Source organism: Mycolicibacterium austroafricanum, assembly GCF_902705885.1.
GTDB lineage: Bacteria > Actinomycetota > Actinomycetes > Mycobacteriales > Mycobacteriaceae > Mycobacterium > Mycobacterium vanbaalenii_A.
The window spans coordinates 86,737-107,346 of sequence record NZ_CACSIP010000004.1 but is presented as its reverse complement, the minus strand read 5'-3'; the positions used below and the strand labels follow the sequence as shown (position 1 = coordinate 107,346).

Below are 20,610 nucleotides of genomic sequence, written 5' to 3'. Positions count from 1 at the left end.
ACGCATCATCCCGCCTTATTGGCCACCGGCGGTGAGTAGTTGGGCTTGCCCAGACCGAGCGCGTACTGGGCGATCATGTTGCGGAACACTTCCAAGGTGCCGCCGTAGATCCCCACCAGCGGCGCAAAGCGGTAAACATACTCGGCTGCGCCGTCGTCGGCCGCGCCGTCGGCGCCGATCGGCAGTGCCGACGCGGTCCCGAGGATGTCCATCAGATCGGGCGAGATGTCCCGCATCGCCTGCGCGAGTGCCACCCGGCCGAAGATGCTCGGCGCCGACAACGCCGCCTCCATCCTGGCGACACTCCGCCCCAGGCGGTAGGCGACCGAGCCGTCGTCGATCAGCTTACGACCATTGGGATCCCGCACGGCTGACCTCGCGGCTGCCCTGTCCACCGCGGCTGCCATGAACCCGGCCTGGTGCATCATGATCGACACGTCCTGGAGGCCGTCGACGGCCGCATCCACCGCACCGTGTTCGACGTTGAGCGGCTCGCGTACCACCGCCCAGCCACCGTTGACCTCACCGAGTCGGTACCGGTCGTCCACGCGGACGTCGCTGTAGTACACGATGTTGGTGCGATCACCGTCGACGGTGCGGATGCCCTGGATCTCGATGCCTGGGGCATCGAGAGGCACCAGGAACATGGTCAGGCTCTGGTGTTTCGGCGCGGCCGGATCGGTGTTGGTGATGAGGAAGACGTACTGACAGTTGTGCGCGCCGGTGGTGAACATCTTCGACCCGTTGATGATCCAGCTCGACCCGTCCGCCTCCCGGACCGCCCGGGTCTTGCAGGTGGCGACATCCGAACCGCCCTCCGGTTCGGTGTAGCCCAGGCACAACCGTACGTGGCCGCTGTACACCCGCGGCAACACTTCGTCTTTCAGCTCCGGGGTACCGAACTTCTCCACTGAACGCGAGATCATCGCGGTGGTCCCCGCGGTCACCCACGGCACGTGGGCACGGCGCTTCTCGAGCTCCCAGATCCGGCGCTGCACCCGGGTGAAGGCTCGCTCGGAATCCGCCTTCCATTCCCGCTCCCAGTATCCGGCCGCACCGATGGCGAGATGCACACCCTCGTCGAAGTTGTCACCGGTCTCGCGGTCACGCGCCAGCACTTCTTCGGTGACGATCTCCTGCAGAAAACGCCGGACCTCGTCGAGGAACTTCTGGTCGTCGTCGTCGAGTTGCACTCGTGAGAAATCCATGCGCTCAACCCCGTCCTTCACGCTCGGCGACGATCTCGGCGATGTACTTGGCAGTGGCCCCGGGGTCGCCACCGGCGATCGCCCATCCCCTGGCCCGAACCAGGTACGCGGTCGCCGCCGCCTCGGCGGAGACCCCGAGCCCGCCCTGCACGTGGACGGCCATCGTCGCGGCTCTGGATGCCTCCTCGGCCATGAACACAAAAACCGACGGCGCCAACTCGGGCCGCTCGTCGGGTTCGTTGTCGAGGAACCACGCCGCGCGCCGGGCAAGGTTGCGGCCCCCCTGCACCGTGATGGCGATGTTGGCCAGCGGATGCGAGATGCCCTGCAGGGTCGAGATCGGCACGCCGAGGGTGTAACGCGTCTTGGCGAACTCCGCCGCGATCGTCATCGCCTCCTCGACCAGCCCGACCAACGCGGCACCAGTCAGCAGCCGCCATTCGTCCAGTGCGCGTTGGTATTCGGCGACTGCCCCGGCACCACTAGCCAGCACGGTACGACTGTCGGCCGCGGCGGGGTCCACCCAGGCCATCGGCAGCTTGCCGATGTTGTCGACCCGAGCAGGCCGTGAGGCGAAGTGCAGCAGCACGACGTCGCGACCTTCAGGGCCGTCACGCATCACGATGTGATCGGCGACCGACCCCGAGGGGATCAACCTGACCCCCGACACACAGTTCTGCTGCGGGTCCAGGCCCACCACTTGCTTGCCGCTGACCACGTCCGGATCAACGGCGCCGAGCCGACCCAGCAGTCGCGCGGCGGATACGTGGTCGATCCAAGGTACCGGCGCCAACGAACGGCCGATCTCCTCGGCCACCAACGTCAGGTCTACCAGCGTCGCCCCGTCACCACCCGATGTCTCCGGCAACGCCATGGTCGTTGCGCCCATGGCGCACAGACGTTCCCACAGACTCTTGTCGAATCCGGATTCCTCGGCAGCACGGACCGTGTCGATCGTGCACCGGGTGGCGAAGAAGTCCTTGTAGGCCGCCTGCAGGGCCTGGTGGTCTTCGGACAGGCTGTAGTCGAGCCTGCGGAGTTCGTAGCGGTCCATCGTCAATTGCCTTCCTGCCCGAAGAAGAAGTCGTTCGCGTTGTTGAAGAGGTAGTTGTCGAGCACCTCGGGAGGCAGATCCAGCGCCAGCGCCTCCGGGACGACGCGGGTCTGGCGCAGCACCGGCCAATCCGAGGCAAAGATGACCTTGTCCTTCCCGCGGGTGCGCATGTAGTGCAACAGGCTGTCCGGCAGCCGCTTCGGCGACCACGCCGACGTCATGATGCGCAGGTTGGCGTACTTGATCAGCAGCCGGATCGCAATGTCCCACCACGGGTCGGCGCCGTGGATCATGCACAGCTTCAACTCCGGGAACCGGACACACACCCGGTCCAGGTGAATGGGGTTCTGCACCTCGCCGGGGATCGGCGGGCCGGGAAGCCCGGTGTTGATGCACAGCGGCAATTCGAGTTCTGCGCATTTCGCATACAGCGGGTAGTAGACCGCGTCACTCGGGGGGTACATGCCGTCGCCCCAGAAGCTCGGTCCGACTGCGGCATACGCGATGGGCAGGTCGCGGCGGACGGCAGCGAGTTCGCGCAGCGCGGGAACAGGACGCAGCAGGTTGATGCCGCCGACCGCGAGCGCGAACCTGTCGGGGCGCTCTTCGACGAACGTGCGCGCAGTGCTCGACGGCTTCACCAGGTTGTCCATCAGGATGGCCCTGGACACACCGTGCTCGTCCATCTCCTCGAGCAGCGCCGGGAGCTCCACCTGGTCATAGAGTGACTGCGGCCCCTTGAAGTAGTCATCGCGGACCTTGAGCATGAACTCGGGTTGCTTGGCGGTTTCCCCGAAGTGGACGTTGACGAGTGCATCGATGACTCGGTTCACTCTCGGTACGGTGTGCTGCGTCATGGGCGACTCGCTTCGCTCTTCGCCCACCGGTAGTCGGCCTTGCCGTTGCCGAGCCGGCGAACCTCGTCGACGACGATGAACTCCTTGGGCGCCTTGAATCGTGCCAGCTCCTCGGTGCACGCGGCGTGCAGCGTCTCGGGTGCGAGGGTCTGCCCGGGGTCCAGTTGCACCAGCGCGACCACCTCCTGTCCCCATCGGTCGCTGTCACGTCCGACCACCAGCGCGTCGGCCACCCCCGGATGGGAGCGCAGCACAGCTTCGACCTCCTCGACGAAGACCTTCTCACCACCGGTGTTCACCACCAGCGAGTCCCTGCCGTAGAGCCGCAGCGTCCCGTCGGGCTCCAGGGACGCCCGGTCTCCGGACACCACGACGCGTTGTCCCTCCACGACCGGGAATGTTCTGCGGGTGGCTTCCGGATCGTCCAAGTAGCCCAGCGGAATCCGGCCTTTGCGCACCACCCAACCGATCTCGGGCTCCCCGGCTCTGAGGAACCGCGTCATGTCGCCGGACACCACCGTCCCCCCTTCCCGCAGGTCGAATGTCTCGCGGTGTGATCCGCGCTGGTTGTGTCCGAAACCCATGTTCCCGGTCTCCGATGAGCCGTACCCGTTGATGATCGTCAGCTGCGGAAGCTTCTCCAGCAGGGCGCTCACGTGCTTGGGATTGGTTGCCGCGCCGCCGGTTCCGATGGCGTAGATCGACGACAACTGGTAACTCTCGCGGTTGAGTTCCTCGATCAGCGGCGCCGCGTACGCGTCACCCACCATCGTCATCAGACCGACCTTGTGCTGCTCGGCCGTGCGCCACACCAACTGCGGGTCGAACCTGGCCCGATCGTCGTAGAGCACCACCGGCGACCCGGCGAGGGTTCCCGAGAACACCGTCCACAACCCCGCGGCGTGCATCAGCGGCGACACCGCAAACCACGGTGGACCGTCGTTGCGGGACACCTTGTCGTGGATCTCGGTCGCCGACTCGTGGTCAGCGCCCACCATCGACGACACGTAGGTGTCGCTCTGTCGCCACAGCACACCTTTGGGTCGGCCGGTGGTTCCGCCGGTGCAGTACATGATGACGTCATCCGGCGACGTCGAAATCCGGCGATGCGGATCACCTTGTGCCACTGCTTGATCCAGGTCGACCGATCCGGGCAGCGGGGGTACGTCGCTGCCGTCGTCCACCGCGATCATCAGCTCACAACCCGCGGGTGGAAGGACGTCGGCGAACTTCGCGCCCAGCGCGCGGTGATAGATCACCGCGCGCGGCTTGACGTAGCCGAGCAGGTCGGCGGCTTCCCGCGGGGTGTAGTGGTGGTTGACGTTGACCGGGACGGTGCGGGCCTTCAAAGCCCCGATGACCGCTTCCGGGTAGCGGTCGTTGTACATGATGAGCGCGATTCGGTCCTGCCCGCATTCCCAGTTGTCGAGCTCATCACGCTCGCGGTGCGCCCCGAAACCCCGACCGGCCAGGAAGTTCGCGAACTGACGGGTCCGCTGCGCCATGTCCGCGTAGGTGGTGCGGCGCTCCCCACACACCGTCATCGTCCGGTCACCGATGACGTCGGCGATGGCGTCGACGACATCGCCTATCGTCCACTCCCCCATGTCCTAGGCCGACGCCGCGACGTTCACACCGAGCAGTGTGAGCGCGTTGTCGCGCATCACCTTCCGAGTGTCCTCTGCGCTGAACTCGGGGAACTGGGGAATGTCGGCGGTGAACGCCATCGGGTCAGCCAGGCCCTCGCCGTGTGGCCAGTCCGAACCGAACAGGATCTTGTCCACCCCGATGGTCTCGGCGAGCAGCTTGACGTCGTCTTCGTAATAGGGGGCGATCCAGACGTTGTTGCGCAGCTGCTCCACCGGATCCTCTTTGTAGTGGTACGGCGCGTTGTTGGCGGACTTCTTCAACCGCTTGATCAACCGGTAGACGAAGTACGACCCGTTTTCGATGCTGGCGACTTTCAGGTTGGGATGCCGGGTGAACACCTGGTGCACGATCATCGACGCCATCGAGTCGTGGATCGCGCGGTCATCGAGCAGGACCTGTTCGAGCGGATCTTTCTTGCCGAATCCCTCGAACGTGGCCTTTCCGCCCCACAAGGCCGCGATCGCCAGATAACCGCTGTCGGAGAGATGGAACACCACCGGGACCCCGGCCTCGGCCAACCGCGCCCACACCGGATCGTGCACCGGATCGCCCAACGAACGCGGCTTCACCAGCCCCGGCACCGGGGCCGGCCGCACGCACACGATCTTGGCCCCACGCCCCAGGACGAACTCGACCTCTTCGATCGCTTTCTGTGGGTCTGCCAGCGAGATGATCGGCGCCGACAGGATTCGATGGTCGGGCCGGTCGAAGCCCCAGTCCTCGTCCAGCCACAGGTTGAATGCGTGCACCGTCGCCATGGTCGCGTCGATGTCGTGTTTGAGGGCTTCCTCCACACCGCAGGCGAACGTCGGCAGCATGAACACCGTCTCCAGGTTCTGCTTGTCCAGGACATTCACCCGGGCGTCCCGGTTCTGGTACTCGGGATGTTCGGGCAACCGGTCGACCTTCATCAGCGATGCCGGGTCCACGCCCTCGGGGATCTCCCCGCGGAACAGCAGGTCCAGACAGCCCGGCTCGATGATCGGATCAAACGTCGGATTCGGGATGAAGTGGTTGACCACGCCGCCCATCACCGCGAAGGTTCGCTTGCCCTCGGTGAGCATCTGCACGCCGCGGCGCTTGAACTCCTTGGGCAGGTGACGGGTGCACGAGTCGATGGTCTCGTAGTAATGGTTGTCGACGTCGATCGCCCGATAGTCCAACGGTGTCACGTTCGTCATCGGTCCTCCTTGAGCGGCGGGAAGCTGGGCTGTCTCTTCTCGAAGAAGGCGGTGATGCCTTCGATGAAGTCGAGCCGCAGCATCGACTCGTGCATCAGTTTCTCCGCCGCGGCGCTGGTCTCGTGGATGTTTCGCAATGCGTCGCCGTAGATCTGCCGTTTGATGACCGCCATGGCACTGGGTGCACAGTGTGCGGCCATGTCCTCGGCGTAGGCCAACACGCGCGGCATCAGCTCCTCGGGCGCAACGACCTCCTTGACGATGCCGAGCTCTTTGGCCTCGTCGGCATAGAACGTGCGCGCGGTCAGCAGCAGGTCGAGCGATTCACCCCACCCGACCACCCGCGGCAGGATCCAGGAGATGCCGTATTCGGCGATCAGGCCACGCCGGGAGAATGCGGTGGTGAACTTGGCGCCCTCGGCGGCGAACCTGACGTCGCACATCAACGCCTGGGTGAGGCCGATTCCCGCGCACGCTCCGTTGATGGCCGCGACGATCGGCTTGCGCAGGGCGGTCACGAAGTGGGGGTGACGTTCGCCGACCAGCTTCGTCACGTCGGTGTCCCCGGCGGCGTCGCCGGCACCGCTGATGGTGTCGAGATCGCCCATGTCGGCGCCGGCGCAGAACGCCCGACCGTTGCCGGTGAGCACGATGACCCGGACGTCGGGATCGGCGTCGGCGCGGTCGATGCACTGGTAGAACGCGGCGGGCAGCCCTCCGCCCCACGCGTTCATCCGCTCGGGACGGTTCAGAGTCACCACAGCGACGCCGCTGTCCCGGAGTTCGAAGAGCACGGGGCTCTCAACGTGGGATTCGGCAACAGACTTCGTGTTCGAGACGGTCACTGTGACCTCATCGCCCGATCGGCTCCCTCGAAAGCGGTTCCAACTGGATGTATGCACATACTGTACACCTATCGGTAGTGCCTTCTGCAAGGCGGCGAGGCCCAGCGGGTATCAGACGTCGACCAACCCGAGCCGTTGGTAGGCGGTGCGGATCTGGGTCTTGGCCGCTTCGGGCAGAATCCCTTGCGGTGGACGCGATTCCGGGTGAGAGCCGACGGGCAGCCCGAGCACCGAGGCGGCGTACTTGAACGCAGATCCCCAATGCGTGAAATAGTCCGGACGCCCAGGGTGAGACGTGTACCAGCCACCCCGATCGAGCTCGAACTGATCCATGCCCGTGGTGCGCGCGTAGTCCATCGCCTCGATCAGCTTGCCGTCCCAGATCAGTGTCCAGTATTCGGTGAACAGTCGCCGCTTCGGTGTCTCGAGCAGGTACCCCGCGGTGCCCAACTGAGCGGCGCAGACGATGCCGTCGCGCAGCCACCCGGCCCGGTAGACCGTGGTGTCACATTCCCAGATCAACAGATCGGGTGCGAGTTCGTGGAGTCGCCGACTGTTCGCGGGCCGGAACGCCCCTTCCTTGGTGGCGCACACGGCGGGGATCTCGGTGGCGATCCGCGCGCTCTCCTCGGCGGTGAGCACATAGCCCGATGACGGTGAGTTGAACATGCCCAGGGCGATGTCGGTGCGATCGGCGATGTAGCGGAAGAAGTTCAGCACACCCTCGCCACCGTGGCATTCCATCATCGGCGTCTGGATATAGACGATGTCGGCGCCGGACTCCTGCGCGTGCCGGGTGAGTTCCAGACAGTCCTTGGCCGCCGTCGCCGAGGTACAGGCCTGGATGACGACGTCCGGATTGATCGCGCGCGCCTCCTCGATCGCCACTTCGAGCAACCGCTTGCGCTCGTCGATCGTCAGCGCCCAGAACTCGGCGAGACCGCTGACGCACCAGAGCATTTGGTGGCCGAGGTCACCGACGCAGTACCGCACCAGCGTGCGGTACGCGTCCCAGTCGATGTCGTCACCTGCGTCACCGGCGAACGGGGTGTACAGCGAGTCGCCGATCCCGCGGATCGCCGCACGCGCCCACTCGCGCGCCTCTTTGGCCGTTGCCATCTGCCGCTCCCTCGGGTGATGCCGCTCAGGTGAAGTCGCTACCGCCGTCGACGTTGATGTTCGCACCGGTCATGTAGGAGTTGCGCCGGGATGCCAGGAACGCTGCGACGGGCCCGATCTCGTCCACCAGGCCGGCACGGGGCAGATGCGCCGGATGCCCGAAGTGCTCGTCGATGGCCTCCATCAAGCGGTACGGATCGGTGCCGTCGACGCCCACCGACTCGGCCCACCCCAGGAGCGCCTCCGACGAGATGCTGCCGGGCGAGACGACATTCACCAGAATCTCGTCGGGGGCCAACTGCAGGGACAGGTTCTTCGAGATGCTGTTCACCATCGCCTTGGCCGCCGTGTAGGCCGCCAGCCGGGTGCTCTGACGCTGGGTGGAATGCGCGGAGAAGTTGACGATCCGTGCCCATTCCGCGTTGCGCAACAGCGGGAGCGCCGCGCGCACGCACCGAACCATGCCCATCGCGCCGTCTTCGACGGCCGCCCGCCACTGGTCGTCGGTCAGCTCCTCGAAGGAGCCGGCGGCGCTGGGGCCCACGGTGTTGATCAGGGCGTTGAGTTGACCGTCCCAACGCTTCCCCAACTCGGCGAACACCTGCGCCAGCCGGTCGCCGTCCGCGACGTCGGCGACCACGCCCACGGCATCGGGGCTGCCCAGACGCCTCAGTTCCTCGGCGGCCTGATCCAGTACCGTCTGCGTTCGGCCGACCAGCGCCACCCGTGCGCCGTCCTCGGCCAGGCAACGCGCGGTGGCCAGGCCCATACCGCGGCCACCACCGACGACGACGGCGGTCGCGTTCGCGAACCCGAGGTCCATGCGGGTGCCTTCAGGTTCCCGTCCAGTTCGGCGCGCGTTTCTCGGCGAACGCCGTCGCGCCCTCCATCGCGTCCTTGGAGGAGAACACCGGCATGATCAATTCGCTCTGCTTCTCCCACATCTCGGCCTCGCTCCAGTCCGTCGACTGGGCGATGATCTGCTTGGTGACCGCCACCGCCAGCGGACCGTTCGCCGTGATCCGCTCGGCCAGCGCCATCGCTCCGGCCAGGGCCTCGCCGGGCTCGGTCAGCACGTTGACGAAGCCCCACTGCGAAGCTTCCTCGGCGGTGAAGTTGTCGCCCGTCAACGCCAGCTCGAGCGCCTTCTGGTACGGAATGCGATGCGGCAGCCGGAGTAGGCCGCCGCCGGCCGCCACCAGCCCACGCTTGACCTCCGGGATGCCGAACTTGGCGTTCTTGGCCGCAACCACCAGATCGGTGGCCAAAACGATCTCGGTCCCACCGGCCAACGCGTAGCCCTCGACGGCGGCGATCACGGGCTTGCGCGGCGGACGTTCGGTGAAGCCGATGCCACGACCGGGGATGGCGGGCACCTCGCCGGCCATGAAGGCCTTGAGGTCCATGCCCGCGCAGAAGGTGCCGCCGGCGCCGGTCACGATCGCCACCGAGAGCTCGTTGGTGTCGTCGAGCTCGTCCATCGCATCGGCCAAACCCTGCGCCACGGCGAGGTTGAACGCGTTGCGCGCCTCCGGCCGGTTGATGGTGATGACCAGAACGCGTCCGCGGCGTTCGGTGAGAACCTCGTCTGACACAGTGCCCCTTTCGCCTGCCGCCCAACACCATTGGCCAGATGTCGCCGGATGCTGCTGGAAAAGCTTACTATAGGCCTTACAGTAAAAGAGTGGAAGCACGGCGGTCGCTGTCTACCGGCCGCCGGACGGTAAGGTCGCGTTCACGGCTGTGCCGCGACAGGACTGCAAAGGCGCAGTTCAGACTACCCGCTGCCGGTGAGATCCCGAACACCAACCCGGCTCCCGGAGCTGCAGGACGCAGCGTCGAACGATGGAGGTGCCCGAGTGGCGAAGCAGGCGACCGCGGAGAAGCGTCAACGACGCGAACGCGGGTCCATCAATCCCGACGACATCATCAGCGGAGCGTTCGAGCTCGCCGAGCAGGTGTCGATCGACAACCTCAGCATGCCGCTGCTGGGCAAGCACCTGGGCGTCGGAGTCACGAGCATCTACTGGTACTTCCGCAAGAAGGACGACCTGCTCAACGCGATGACCGACCGCGCGCTGCGGCAGTACGTCTTCGCCACGCCGTACGTGGAGGCCAAGGACTGGCGGGAGACGCTGCGCAATCACGCCCGGTCGATGCGGAAGACCTTCCTGGGCAACCCGATTCTCGCTGACCTGATCCTGATCCGGTCGGCGCTGAGCCCACGCGCGGCCAAGATAGGGGTCCAGGAGGTGGAGAAGGCGATCAGCAGCCTGGTCGAGGCCGGGCTGTCCCCCGAGGATGCCTTCGACACCTACTCGGCGATGTCGGTGCACGTCCGCGGGTCGGTGGTGTTGAAGCGACTTCGTGACAAGAACCTGTCCGGCGAAGAGGCCCACGGCGATATCGACGAGACGATGGCGATCGACCCGGAGACCGCCCCGTTGCTGGCTGCGGTCACCCAGCAGGGCCATCATCTGAGCGCGGCCGACGACCGCAACTTCGAGTTCGGCCTCGAGTGCATCCTCGACCATGCGGGTCGGCTCATCGAGCAGAACAGCAAGCCGGCGCGCAAGGCCGCGAAGACACCTGCCCGCAAACGCTGACTTCCACGCCGCACCACGCCGCACCGGAACCACGCCACGCCGGAACCACGCCACGCCGGAACGGCGCGATGGGTGGGCGTTCCGGCGGAAGCCTAGACCTCGATGATGACGGCGCCGCCCTGCCCGCCGCCGGCACACATCGCGGCCACGCCGATGCCGCCGCCGCGGCGCTGCAGCTCGTAGACCAGGGTCGTCACCATCCGGGCTCCGGAGGCGGCGATCGGATGCCCGAGGCTGCAGCCGCTGCCGGAGAAGTTCACCAGCTCCTCGTCGATCCCGTACTCGCGGCACGCGGCGATGGGCACCGAGGCGAACGCCTCGTTGATCTCCCACAGCGCCACGTCCGATGGCTTGAGTCCGGCACGGTCGAGCACCTTGCCGATGACCTTGACCGCGCCCAGCCCGGTGTCACGCGGCGGCACGCCCGCCGCGCCCCAGGCTCTGACGGTAGCCATCACGCTGAGCCCGTTGACCGAGGCGTAGTCCCGCTCGACGAGTGCGACGCCCGCCGCAGCGTCGTTGGTCCCGCTGGCGTTGCCCGCCGTGATCGAGAACCCTTCGATCTCGGGGTGCAGCACCTTCAGCCCGGCCAGCTTGTCCAGCGTGGTGTCGCGGCGCGGGGACTCGTCGACGCTGAAGTCGATGACCGACCCGTCCGGCATCTCGACCTTCAACGCGATGATCTCGTCGACGAACTTGCCGGCATCGATGGCGTCGACGGCACGTTGGTGCGACCGTGCGGCCCAGGAGTCCATCTCCTCGCGCGTGATGCCCGCGGCCTGCGCAGTGTTCCACCCGACCGTGATGGACATGTCCTTGGCCGGCGCATCGGGCGTCTCGACGTGCGTGGGTGGCATCCACCGCTCCTCGAACTTCAGCTCGGGGCCGGGGATGCGCCAGTTCGTCAGCGGGGTCATCGACAGCGATTGCACCCCGCCGGCGATCAGGACCCGCTCCATACCGGAGCCGATCTGCGCCGACGCGTTGCCGATGGCGGTGAGGCTGCCGGCGCAATGCCGGTTGACCGACTGGCCGGGAACATGCTGAAGCCCTGTGGCGTCGGCGGCATAGCGTGCCAGATCGCCACCGCCGTAGTGGGATTCGGCGAAGATGATGTCGTCGATATCGGCGGGGTCGACTCCGGAGCGCCGGACCACCTCGGGCAGAACGGTGGTGATCAGGGTCTCCGGCGGCGTGTTGACCAGGGTGCCCTTGAACGACCGGCCGATAGCCGTTCGTGCGGCACTGACGATGACGGGTGTTGGCATACTTCTCGACCTCGATTTCAGCGTGAGCGAACTTTACAAAAGTAGCAGATAGTGTAGCGCTGGCAGTAGGTGAGGCGGGTCACTCCGGCTCGGGTACGTGAAAATGCTCGTCGCGCAGCCGGAACGCCTCCTTGGTGCCGTGCTGCGCGCGGGTCTTGACGAAGTTGAACTCACCGGGCGCGAACTGCAGGTTCGTCCCGTAGGCGTGGAAGAGGTAGCTCGCGACCTCCTCCCCCTGATAGGCCTGGCTCTGTTCGACGAGGCGGAACGCCTCCTTGGCGATGACGACGCCGTCGGCAGGCATTTTCGCGGCCTTCTCGGCCCAGTAGCGGGCCCGAGCCGAGACCGATCCGGCGTCGCAGGTGTCGGTGAAGATCCCGAGGTGCTCGATTTCACCGGCCTCGATGATGTCGCCGGTGAGCAGCATGCGCCGGGCCAGCACGGGACCCAACCGGTGGAAGAACATGTGCAGGCTCCCGAGGGCGGGTCCAAGGAACCGGGTTGCGGGCATTCCGATCCGGGTGGTGCGTCCGATGACCGAGATGTCGGTCATCAGCGCCATCTCGAAGCCTCCGCCCAGGGCGTAGCCGTCGATCTCACCGACGGTGACCTTCGGGAAGCCCATCAGGTTGTGATAAAAACCGAACGACTTTCGGTCCACCGTCAACCGCCGGCGCTGGCTCGGACGGCTCTTGGCGGGGTTGTCGGATTTGTCGCCAGAGCCGCCATACCAGCCGTAAGCGTTGTTCATGTCGGCTCCGGTACTGAACACCCCTTCGGCCCCGCGCAACAGCACGACCGTGAGGTCGTCGTCTTCGGCGACCAGATCGAGGTAACGCGCCAGCTGTTCGCGCATGGCGGCGTCATAGGAGTTGCGCTGCGCCGGGTTGTTCAAGGTGATGGTCGCGATGCGCTGGTCCCGGTCCGCGTCGAACAGCACCCGGTCATCAGCAGTGGTGGTCATGGTCTGATCCTGTCGGTCGGTTCGTCAGCGGTCGTGGCTCGAGATGAGCTTGGCCTCGATGGTCTTGGATCTGCCCGCGGCCAGGGTGTTGCGCCGCGCGGCGCCCAGATGGTCCTGCGCCAACCGCACCGCGCGCACCGCGTTGCCCTCGGCGATGGCCTCGAGGAGTCGGTTGTGGTCGCGAAGCGCCGCCCGCATCGTTTTCGGCTCCATCGGGTCGCCGGGATGGCGTTCGTCGCTCCACACCGATGATTCGTGGGCCGACCAGATCACCTCCAGGGAGCCGATCAGCAGGATCATCGGCTCGTTTCCACACCGGGAGACGAGCGCCTCGTGGAACCTGCGGGCATTGGGCACGTAACGCGACGGGGTGTCGAACTGCTCGACCTGGGCGTCGATCGCGGCCCGCAGATACGGAACGACTTCGACCGCGCGATCTTCTCGGGCAGCGCACATCCCGGCACAGATCGGCTCCAGATGTAACAACGCCTCGCTGACGTCGCCCGGGGTGGCGGAGCGGGTCTGCAGCACCATGCTGATCATGTGCGCGGTCCGTTCCGCCGAGGGCAGATGCACGACGGCGCCACCGACGTTTCCGCGGCGCACCGAGATCAGCCCATCGGACTCCAGGATGTGAATCGCCTCGCGCACTGCGGGCGGACTCACGCCGAACTCGGCGAACAGGCTCTCCTGGGAGGGCAGCACGTCGCCTTCTTTCAGCCGCCCGGTCAGGATGTCTTCGCGCAGCCTGGACGCCACCAGTTCTGCGACCCGTGGCGGCCTGATGCGCGGCGCTGTCACTGTTCCGTCGACGACCTTTCCTTGCTAAGTTGTACAGGATACTAATCGTAGTGCCAACTGTATGGCTATCTGTATAGCTTTCCGAGCAACTGACGGGTGGGAGGTGGCGGCATGGGTGACGACGGGGACGCAGGTGCAGTCCGGCACACCAGGAACGGCGCCGTCCTGAGGATCGTCATGGATCGGCCGAGTCGGCGTAACTCGCTGAGCCACACCATGGTCGACGAACTGGTCACCCTCTTCACCGCAGCCGCCACCGACGATTCACTGCGCGCCGTGCACCTGGCGGGCGGCGGTGGCGACTTCTGCGCGGGCGCGGACTGGGTAGCCACCAACAGCGACGGTGGTCGGCCGCGGACCGGGGATCTCACCCGGCGGATCCCGCACACCGCGAACCGACTGGTGGAACTCATCGCGACGATCCAGTTGCCGGTGGTGTGCAGTGTGCGCGGGTGGGCGGTCGGACTGGGCTGCAACCTCGCGCTGGCCGCGGACTTCACGGTGGCGGGAACGGACGCGACGTTGTGGGAGCCCTTCGTCGACCGCGGATTCAGTCCGGATTCCGGCGCGACCTGGCTGCTGCCTCGACTCGCCGGGCTGACCCGGGCCAAACGCATGCTGCTTCTCGGCGAGAAGGTCTCCGGCGGCCAGGCCGCCGACTGGGGGCTTATCCATCAGGCGGTGGCGACCGACGATGTCGACACCGCCACCGATGACCTGTTGGCCCGGCTGGCCTCGGGTCCGACGGTGGCGATCGGCCTGGCCAAGCAGGCGATCAACTACGGCCTGCACGCCTCCCTCGGCCAGTCGATGAACCACGAGCTGTCGAGTCTCGAATTATCCTGCCGCACGGGAGATTTCAAAGAAGGTCTGGCCGCATTCCGGGAGCGGCGCGATCCGGAATTCCAGGGCAGGTAGACGAAGGGAAGCACGTGTACGACAACATCGACTACGACGTCGACGGCCACACCGCCACCATCACGCTGAACCGCCCCCACGCACTCAACGCGCTGTCGCCTCACATGATCACCGAACTGCGCGCCGCGTACGACGAGGCCGAGAACAACGACAACATCTGGCTGACGATCGTCACCGGAACCGGGCGGGCGTTCTGCACCGGTGCCGACGTCACGGAGATTCCCGAGGACGGCAAGGTCCTCTACGAACGTCCCTACCTGTCGACCTACGACCAGTGGGAGGCGCCGCAGGAGGGCACACCGCCGTTCCGGCGGATGGCCAAACCGGTGCTCGCCGCGATCAACGGGATCTGTTGCGGCGCGGGTCTGGACTGGGTCACCACCGGTGACATCGTGATCGCTTCGGACAGGGCCACGTTCTTCGATCCGCACGTGAGCATCGGCCTGGTCGCGGCGCGCGAGATGGTCCGCCTGGCCCGCGCCCTGCCCCGGACGGTGGCGCTGCGGATGGCGCTGATGGGCAAGCACGAACGGATGAGTGCCGAACGCGCCTACGAGCTCGGCATGGTCACCGAGGTCGTCGAACATGACAAGCTTCTGGAGCGGGCCCACGAGATCGCCGGCATTGTCAACTCCAATGCGCCGCTGGCGGTCCGGGGAACCCGGCTGGCCATCCACAAGACCCTCGACCTGCCGCTGCTGGAAGGTGAGATCCTGGCCGAGACATTCCGGGAGCGGGTGGTCCGCACCGAGGACGCGCAGGAAGGGCCACTGGCCTTCATGGAGAAGCGCACACCCAACTGGCAGTGCCGATGAACGAGTTCGAGACCATCCTGATCGACCTCGACCACGACGCTCGCGTCGCCACCATCACGCTGAACCGGCCCGAGGCGCTGAACTCGTTCAACCGTAAGATGTGTCACGAGATGCGCGACATCTGGCAGCTCGTCAAGACCGATGAGGCGATCAACGCGGTGGTGCTGCGGGCTGCGGGCGACCGGGCGTTCAGTGCGGGACTCGACGTGAAATCCCGCTATGCGCAACCGGATATCGTCTGGAACCACGAAGACCCCGGGGAGCTGCTCAGCCCCAAGTGGCAGAAGATGTGGAAGCCGGTGGTATGCGCAGTGCAGGGCATGTGCACGGCGGGGGCTCTCTACTTCGTCAACGAGTCCGACGTGGTCATCTGCTCCGACAGTGCGACGTTCTTCGACTCCCACGTCAGCGCGGGTCTGGTGTCCGCGCTCGAACCGATCGGCCTGATGCGCCGCGTCGGACTCGGCGACACGCTGCGCATGGCGTTGCTGGGAAACGACGAACGGGTGTGCGCGCAGACCGCACTGCGGATCGGGTTGGTGACCGAAGTGACTGCCGAGGAGGAGCTCTGGCCGCGTGCGCATCAGATCGCCACGGCCATCGCCGCCAAACCGCCGACGGCGACCCAGGGGACCGTCAAAGCCATCTGGGAGTCACTGGACAAGCCGTACCGGGCAGCGATGGACCAGGGGCTGATCTACACCCGGCTGGGCAACCCGATCGCCAAAGCCGAGTTGGCGGCGCTCGGCGACGGCGGGACCGCCAGGAAACCACCCCGGATACGTTGATGAGCCATCGTCTCTCACAGCGCATCGATCAGGTTCTCGACCTCGACCCCGCAGCGCCGGCAATCCAATTCGAGGGCCGATGGTCCACCTGGGGGCAGGTCGCGACGCTGGCGCGCAGCATCGGGGAGGTCAGTGGCCGACGCAGCGTCGGAATCTTGCTGCGCAACGAACCCGCCCACGTCGCCGCCCTGCTCGGCGTGCTCTGTGCCGGCGGTACGGTCGTGGTGGTCAATCCGGCACGCGGGGACGACCGCACCAGAGCCGATCTCGACGCTCTCCAGCTACCGGTGCTCATCGGGCTGGAGGCCGACCTCGATGCGATGACACCGGGGACGACCGCGACCACGGTGGTGATCAGCGATCTCGACACCCCTGCTGTCGTCGCCGAAAGCGGCACCTCCGACCACACCGAACGTCCCGGTATCGCGGTTCGGATGCTGACCAGCGGCACCACCGGCCCACCCAAGCGCGTTGACCTCACCTACGACATGCTGGCCCACAGCGTCATCGGTGACACTCCCGAGAAGTCCTCAGCACCTACCGAACTCAGGCGTGGAGTCGCGATCGTCAACTCTCCGCTGGTCCACGTCGGCGGTGTGTTCCGGGTGCTGCTGTGCATCGCCGAGGCGCGTTCGTTCGTCCTGCTCCGACGTTTCGCCCTCGACCAGTGGGTCCAGGCCGTGCGCGACCACCGCCCCCGCGCGGTATCGCTGGTGCCCGCCGCGCTGCGGATGGTGCTGCACTCCGATCTCACCCGCGAGGACCTGACCGGGGTTCAGGTGGTCACCTCGGGTACCGCGCCGTTGTCGGCCGACGACGCCGATGCGTTCACCGACAAGTTCGGCATCCCGGTCCTGACCTCCTACGCTGCAACGGAGTTCGGCGGCGGAGTGGCCAGCTGGACGCTGGCAGACCATCGCGAGTACTGGCAGTCCAAGCGCGGCAGCGTGGGCAGGGCGAACCCCGGTGCGGCCCTGCGGGTGGTCGATGACGCCGGCACACCGTTGGGACCCGACGGAATCGGGCTGCTGGAGGTCAAACCGGCGCAGCTGGGAGCGCAGGCGGACTGGTTACGCACCACCGACATCGCTCGCATCGACGCCGACGGCTTCCTGTGGATCCTCGGGCGAGCGGATCAGGCGATCATCCGTGGCGGTTTCAAGGTGATGCCCGACGATGTGCGTGCCGCGCTGGAAAGCCATCCCGCGGTGCAGGGCGCAGCGGTGGTCGGACGGCCGGACCCCCGCCTCGGAGAGACTCCGGTCGCTCTGGTCGAACCACGCACCGGCACGACCGTCGGGGCGGACGAGTTGCGCAGCTTCCTCGGCACTCGGCTGGCGCGCTACGAGATTCCCACCGACATCGTGATCACCGCATCAATCCCCCGCACCCCTTCGGGGAAGCCAGACCTGACCGCCGTGCGGTCGCACTTCACATCGACATGAGCCTCGACATGAGCCGCGCGCCCCTGACCATCGCCGAAGTGCTCCGCCGGCACGCCGACCGCGGCGACAAGGCGCTGCTGGTCTGTGATGCCGAACGCCTCAGCTATGCCGATGCCGAACGACTCTCGGCGTCGCTGGCCGGCCGCTTGGTGGGCCTCGGAGTCGGAAAGGGCACCCATGTCGGGGTGCTGCACCCCAATGGGGCGCGGTTCGTCGTCGCGATGCTGGCCGTAACCAGGATCGGCGCGGTGGCCGTCCCGTTCTCGACCTTCAGTACCGCAACGGAGTTGGGCGCTCAACTGGTGGACAGCGACGTCACTGTGCTGCTCGCGACTCGTTCCTACCGGTCCCACGACTACGTCACCCGCCTCAGCGAAGTCCTGTCGGTCCCGCCGGACAGGCCCGGACCGCTGTACAGCACCGCGGCACCTGTGCTGCGCCACATCGTTTTCACCGAAGACGCCCCCTACCCCGCACCGACACCTGCCGACGACGAAGTGCTGTCCGGACTGGAGGACGATGTCGACGGCGATGACGTCCTCGCGATCATCTACACGTCGGGGTCGACGGGCACACCCAAGGGTGTCGTGCACACCCACGCCGGTCTGCTCGCTCACCAGCACAGCCTCAACGACATCCGTCGACTGACCCTGGCCGACAAGTTGTTCTGCAACTCGCCGTTCTTCTGGATCGGCGGGTTCGCCTTCGGGTTGCTCGCGACCTTGACCGCCGGGGCCACCCTGATCTGTTCGGACGCCACTGACGCGAGCGAGACACTCGACCTGCTCGAAGCCGAGAAGCCGACGCTCACCAACGGATTCGTCGCCGGGATCGCCCACTTGACCCGCCATCCGAGCTTCGCCGGCCGCGACCTGCAGTCCATCCGACGCGGCAACCTCTATCCGATCATGGCTCCCGACACCCGTCCGGCCGACCCCGAACTGCGGCACAACATGCTCGGCATGACCGAAGCCGGCAGCGTGCTGCTCCTCAGCGGGGACGACACCGACCAACCCGAGGCCCGGCGCGGTTCCTACGGTGCCCTCGCACCAGGATTCGAGGCCCGCATCATCGACCTCCGCACCGGCGGTGATGTGGAGGCCGGCACCGTCGGAGAACTGCTCATCCGCGGTCCGCACATGATGCAGGGGTACTACGGCCGCAGCCGCGAGGAGTGCTTCGATCCCGACGGCTGGTTTCACACCGGCGACCTCGTCCGGCGCGACGCCGACGGGTTCTACTACTTCCTCGGCCGAGCCGGATCGATGATCAAGACGTCCGGCGCCAACGTCGCGCCCGCGGAGGTCGAGAAGGCGCTCACCGAGACGCTCAAGGCAAGCCATCCGGACGTCACCGCACATGTCGTGGGACTTCCTGACGCCGAGCGTGGACAGATCGTGGCCGCGGTGGTGGCAACCGATGCCGGACTCGCACTCGACGACTCGGCGCTGCGGCATCAGCTGCGGGCCTCACTGTCGGCCTTCAAGATTCCGCGACGATTCCTCGTGGTGCGACATGACGATCTTCCGATGCTGTCCAGCGGCAAGATCGACGTACCCGGCCTGCAACGGCTGTTTGATGACTGACACGGTGGACAGCCTGTTGCGCGAGCACGCCGTTCGGCACAGTGACAAGCCGGCGATCATCGATCCCGACGGCCGGATCTCCTATCGCGACCTCGATCGGGGTACCCGGGCGCTCGCCGCTTCATTCGTCGAAGCGGGAATCGGCAAAGGTTCACGCGTCGGGCTGATCATGGCCAATGGTGTGGAGTGGGCGCGCATCGCTGTTGCGCTCCTCAGGATCGGGGCCGTTCTGGTTCCGCTGAGCACGCTGCTGTCACCGCGCGAACTGACGGCGCAGTTGCGCACCGCGTCGGTGCAGCACCTCATTGCAGTCGAGCAGTTCCGTGGTCGCCGCTACCTCGACACGCTGCAGATCGCCGGGCTGCCGGCGCTCAGGTCGATCCGTACCCCGGCCCAGGTCGACGTACTCACCGCCGACCCGGACGCGGTGTCGATCGTCGACTCACAGTCGCGAGGCGTCCGGCCGAGTGACCCGCTGGTGGTCATGTTCACGTCGGGCAGCAGCGGACCCCCGAAGGGCGTCCGGCACTCCCACCGCAGCGCGATCGGCGCGGTGCGGGCGGGGCTGGCGGCGCGGTGCATCGATGCCGACACCCGCCTGTATCTGCCGATGCCGTTGTTCTGGGTCGGGGGGTTCGGCGGCGGCCTGCTGTCGACTCTGGTCGCCGGAGCCACTCTGGTGACCGAGCCTGTCCCCGAGCCGGTTTCGACGCTGCGGCTGCTGGAGGCCGAGCGGGTGACGTTGTTCCGCGGGTGGCCCGACCAGGCTGCAGCACTCGCACGGCACCTCGACGAGGTCGGCGCGGACCTCACGGCGCTGCGGCCGGGCAGTCTCGAGGCCCTGCTCCCGGCGCAGCTACAGTCCCCGCCCGGCGCCCGGGCCAGACTCTTGGGGATGACCGAGTCGTTCGGACCCTACTGCGGTTTCCCCGCCGACACGGACCTGCCCGTCGCGGCCTGGGGAAGCTGCGGTCGGCCCTTCGACGGAATGCAGGTGCGCATCGTCGACGTCGAGACCGGTGATCCGGTGCCCGCAGGAACCGTGGGGGTCATTCAGATTCGCGGTCCCCATGTCCTGCGCGGGCTGTGCGGCCGCAGCAGAGAGGACGTGTTCACCCCCGACGGCTATTATCCGACAGGTGATCTCGGCCGGTTGGACGATGCCGGATTCCTGTTCTTCCAGGGGCGGTCGGATGACATGTTCAAAGTCAGCGGCGCCACCGTCTATCCCAGCGAGGTGGCGCAGGCACTGTGCAGCCTCGACGGGGTGACCGCTGCGTTCGTCACGAACGTACCCGGTCCTTCGGGCGACCGCGTCGGCGCCGCAGTGGTGTGCGGCAGAGCCACCACCGCGGAGGCACTTCGGACCGCGGCCACGGCGGTGCTGAGCAGCTTCAAGGTGCCGACGATCTGGCGGGTGCTCGACAGTGACGACGAAGTTCCGCGCGGGGCCACCGGCAAGGTCGACGTCATCGGTCTGCGCGGGATGCTCGCAGACACCTGAG

19 protein-coding genes are annotated in these 20,610 nt (G+C 66.7%); 7 read left to right on the top strand and 12 right to left on the bottom strand.

Features of this window, described 5'->3' with window-relative positions; all coding sequences use genetic code 11:
* Positions 1–5 precede the first annotated feature (5 nt).
* The 9 genes from BEMPMBAN_RS04715 to BEMPMBAN_RS04675 form a co-directional block, all read right to left on the bottom strand.
* Entirely contained in the window at positions 6–1,208 is a 1,203-nt protein-coding gene (locus BEMPMBAN_RS04715) for an acyl-CoA dehydrogenase family protein (protein ID WP_159229231.1), read from the bottom strand.
* A gap of 4 nt (positions 1,209–1,212) precedes the next feature.
* The gene (locus tag BEMPMBAN_RS04710) at positions 1,213–2,262 is read right to left on the bottom strand and encodes an acyl-CoA dehydrogenase family protein (RefSeq protein WP_159229257.1); all 1,050 of its coding nucleotides are present in this window, start codon (positions 2,260–2,262) and stop codon (positions 1,213–1,215) included.
* Positions 2,263–2,264: 2 nt separating this feature from the next.
* Positions 2,265–3,119, bottom strand: coding sequence for an amidohydrolase family protein (locus tag BEMPMBAN_RS04705; protein WP_159229230.1), 855 nt, complete (start codon positions 3,117–3,119; stop codon positions 2,265–2,267).
* The gene (locus tag BEMPMBAN_RS04700; protein ID WP_159229229.1) at positions 3,116–4,726 is read right to left on the bottom strand and encodes an acyl-CoA synthetase; all 1,611 of its coding nucleotides are present in this window, start codon (positions 4,724–4,726) and stop codon (positions 3,116–3,118) included. The genes BEMPMBAN_RS04705 and BEMPMBAN_RS04700 overlap by 4 nt, the downstream gene beginning before the upstream one ends.
* Before the next feature lie 3 nt (positions 4,727–4,729).
* Positions 4,730–5,950, bottom strand: a complete 1,221-nt coding sequence (locus BEMPMBAN_RS04695) for an amidohydrolase family protein (RefSeq protein WP_159229228.1) — start codon at positions 5,948–5,950, stop codon at positions 4,730–4,732.
* A complete protein-coding gene (locus tag BEMPMBAN_RS04690) occupies positions 5,947–6,744 on the bottom strand; it encodes an enoyl-CoA hydratase (protein WP_234897290.1) in 798 nt (265 codons plus the stop codon). Before BEMPMBAN_RS04690 ends, BEMPMBAN_RS04695 begins: the two co-directional genes overlap by 4 nt.
* A gap of 162 nt (positions 6,745–6,906) precedes the next feature.
* The gene (locus BEMPMBAN_RS04685) at positions 6,907–7,914 is read right to left on the bottom strand and encodes a dihydrodipicolinate synthase family protein (protein ID WP_159229226.1); all 1,008 of its coding nucleotides are present in this window, start codon (positions 7,912–7,914) and stop codon (positions 6,907–6,909) included.
* Between the two features lie 25 nt (positions 7,915–7,939).
* On the bottom strand, positions 7,940–8,737 hold the full coding sequence (locus tag BEMPMBAN_RS04680; RefSeq protein WP_159229225.1) for an SDR family NAD(P)-dependent oxidoreductase: 798 nt from the start codon (positions 8,735–8,737) through the stop codon (positions 7,940–7,942).
* 10 nt (positions 8,738–8,747) lie between these two features.
* Entirely contained in the window at positions 8,748–9,509 is a 762-nt protein-coding gene (locus BEMPMBAN_RS04675) for a crotonase/enoyl-CoA hydratase family protein (RefSeq protein ID WP_159229224.1), read from the bottom strand.
* Between the two features lie 264 nt (positions 9,510–9,773).
* On the opposite strand from BEMPMBAN_RS04675, the gene BEMPMBAN_RS04670 reads away from it, so the two are divergent.
* Positions 9,774–10,520: a TetR/AcrR family transcriptional regulator gene (locus BEMPMBAN_RS04670; protein WP_159229223.1), complete on the top strand. Its 747-nt coding sequence runs from the start codon at positions 9,774–9,776 to the stop codon at positions 10,518–10,520.
* Positions 10,521–10,612: 92 nt separating this feature from the next.
* Here BEMPMBAN_RS04670 and BEMPMBAN_RS04665 read toward each other — a convergent pair whose 3' ends face one another.
* From BEMPMBAN_RS04665 to BEMPMBAN_RS04655, 3 genes are all read right to left on the bottom strand, one after another.
* Positions 10,613–11,788, bottom strand: coding sequence for a thiolase family protein (locus BEMPMBAN_RS04665; protein ID WP_159229222.1), 1,176 nt, complete (start codon positions 11,786–11,788; stop codon positions 10,613–10,615).
* A 79-nt stretch (positions 11,789–11,867) separates the two neighbouring features.
* The gene (locus tag BEMPMBAN_RS04660) at positions 11,868–12,752 is read right to left on the bottom strand and encodes an enoyl-CoA hydratase/isomerase family protein (protein WP_159229221.1); all 885 of its coding nucleotides are present in this window, start codon (positions 12,750–12,752) and stop codon (positions 11,868–11,870) included.
* 24 nt (positions 12,753–12,776) lie between these two features.
* The gene (locus BEMPMBAN_RS04655; protein WP_159229220.1) at positions 12,777–13,553 is read right to left on the bottom strand and encodes a FadR/GntR family transcriptional regulator; all 777 of its coding nucleotides are present in this window, start codon (positions 13,551–13,553) and stop codon (positions 12,777–12,779) included.
* Between the two features lie 111 nt (positions 13,554–13,664).
* Between BEMPMBAN_RS04655 and BEMPMBAN_RS04650 the strand changes: the two genes are divergently transcribed.
* The 6 genes from BEMPMBAN_RS04650 to BEMPMBAN_RS04625 are packed head-to-tail and all read left to right on the top strand — an operon-like array spanning position 13,665 to position 20,609.
* The gene (locus BEMPMBAN_RS04650) at positions 13,665–14,471 is read left to right on the top strand and encodes an enoyl-CoA hydratase/isomerase family protein (RefSeq protein ID WP_159229219.1); all 807 of its coding nucleotides are present in this window, start codon (positions 13,665–13,667) and stop codon (positions 14,469–14,471) included.
* Positions 14,472–14,485: 14 nt separating this feature from the next.
* Positions 14,486–15,286 carry an enoyl-CoA hydratase/isomerase family protein gene (locus tag BEMPMBAN_RS04645; protein ID WP_159229218.1) on the top strand — a complete coding sequence of 267 codons (801 nt, stop codon included), beginning with the start codon at positions 14,486–14,488 and terminating at the stop codon, positions 15,284–15,286.
* A complete protein-coding gene (locus tag BEMPMBAN_RS04640) occupies positions 15,283–16,074 on the top strand; it encodes an enoyl-CoA hydratase/isomerase family protein (protein ID WP_159229217.1) in 792 nt (263 codons plus the stop codon). Before BEMPMBAN_RS04645 ends, BEMPMBAN_RS04640 begins: the two co-directional genes overlap by 4 nt.
* Positions 16,074–17,519, top strand: a complete 1,446-nt coding sequence (locus tag BEMPMBAN_RS04635) for a class I adenylate-forming enzyme family protein (protein ID WP_159229216.1) — start codon at positions 16,074–16,076, stop codon at positions 17,517–17,519. Before BEMPMBAN_RS04640 ends, BEMPMBAN_RS04635 begins: the two co-directional genes overlap by 1 nt.
* A gap of 8 nt (positions 17,520–17,527) precedes the next feature.
* Positions 17,528–19,105 (top strand): class I adenylate-forming enzyme family protein, encoded by a 1,578-nt coding sequence (locus tag BEMPMBAN_RS04630; protein WP_159229215.1) that lies wholly within the window; start codon positions 17,528–17,530, stop codon positions 19,103–19,105.
* A complete protein-coding gene (locus tag BEMPMBAN_RS04625) occupies positions 19,098–20,609 on the top strand; it encodes a class I adenylate-forming enzyme family protein (protein WP_159229214.1) in 1,512 nt (503 codons plus the stop codon). Before BEMPMBAN_RS04630 ends, BEMPMBAN_RS04625 begins: the two co-directional genes overlap by 8 nt.
* Position 20,610: the final 1 nt, after the last annotated feature.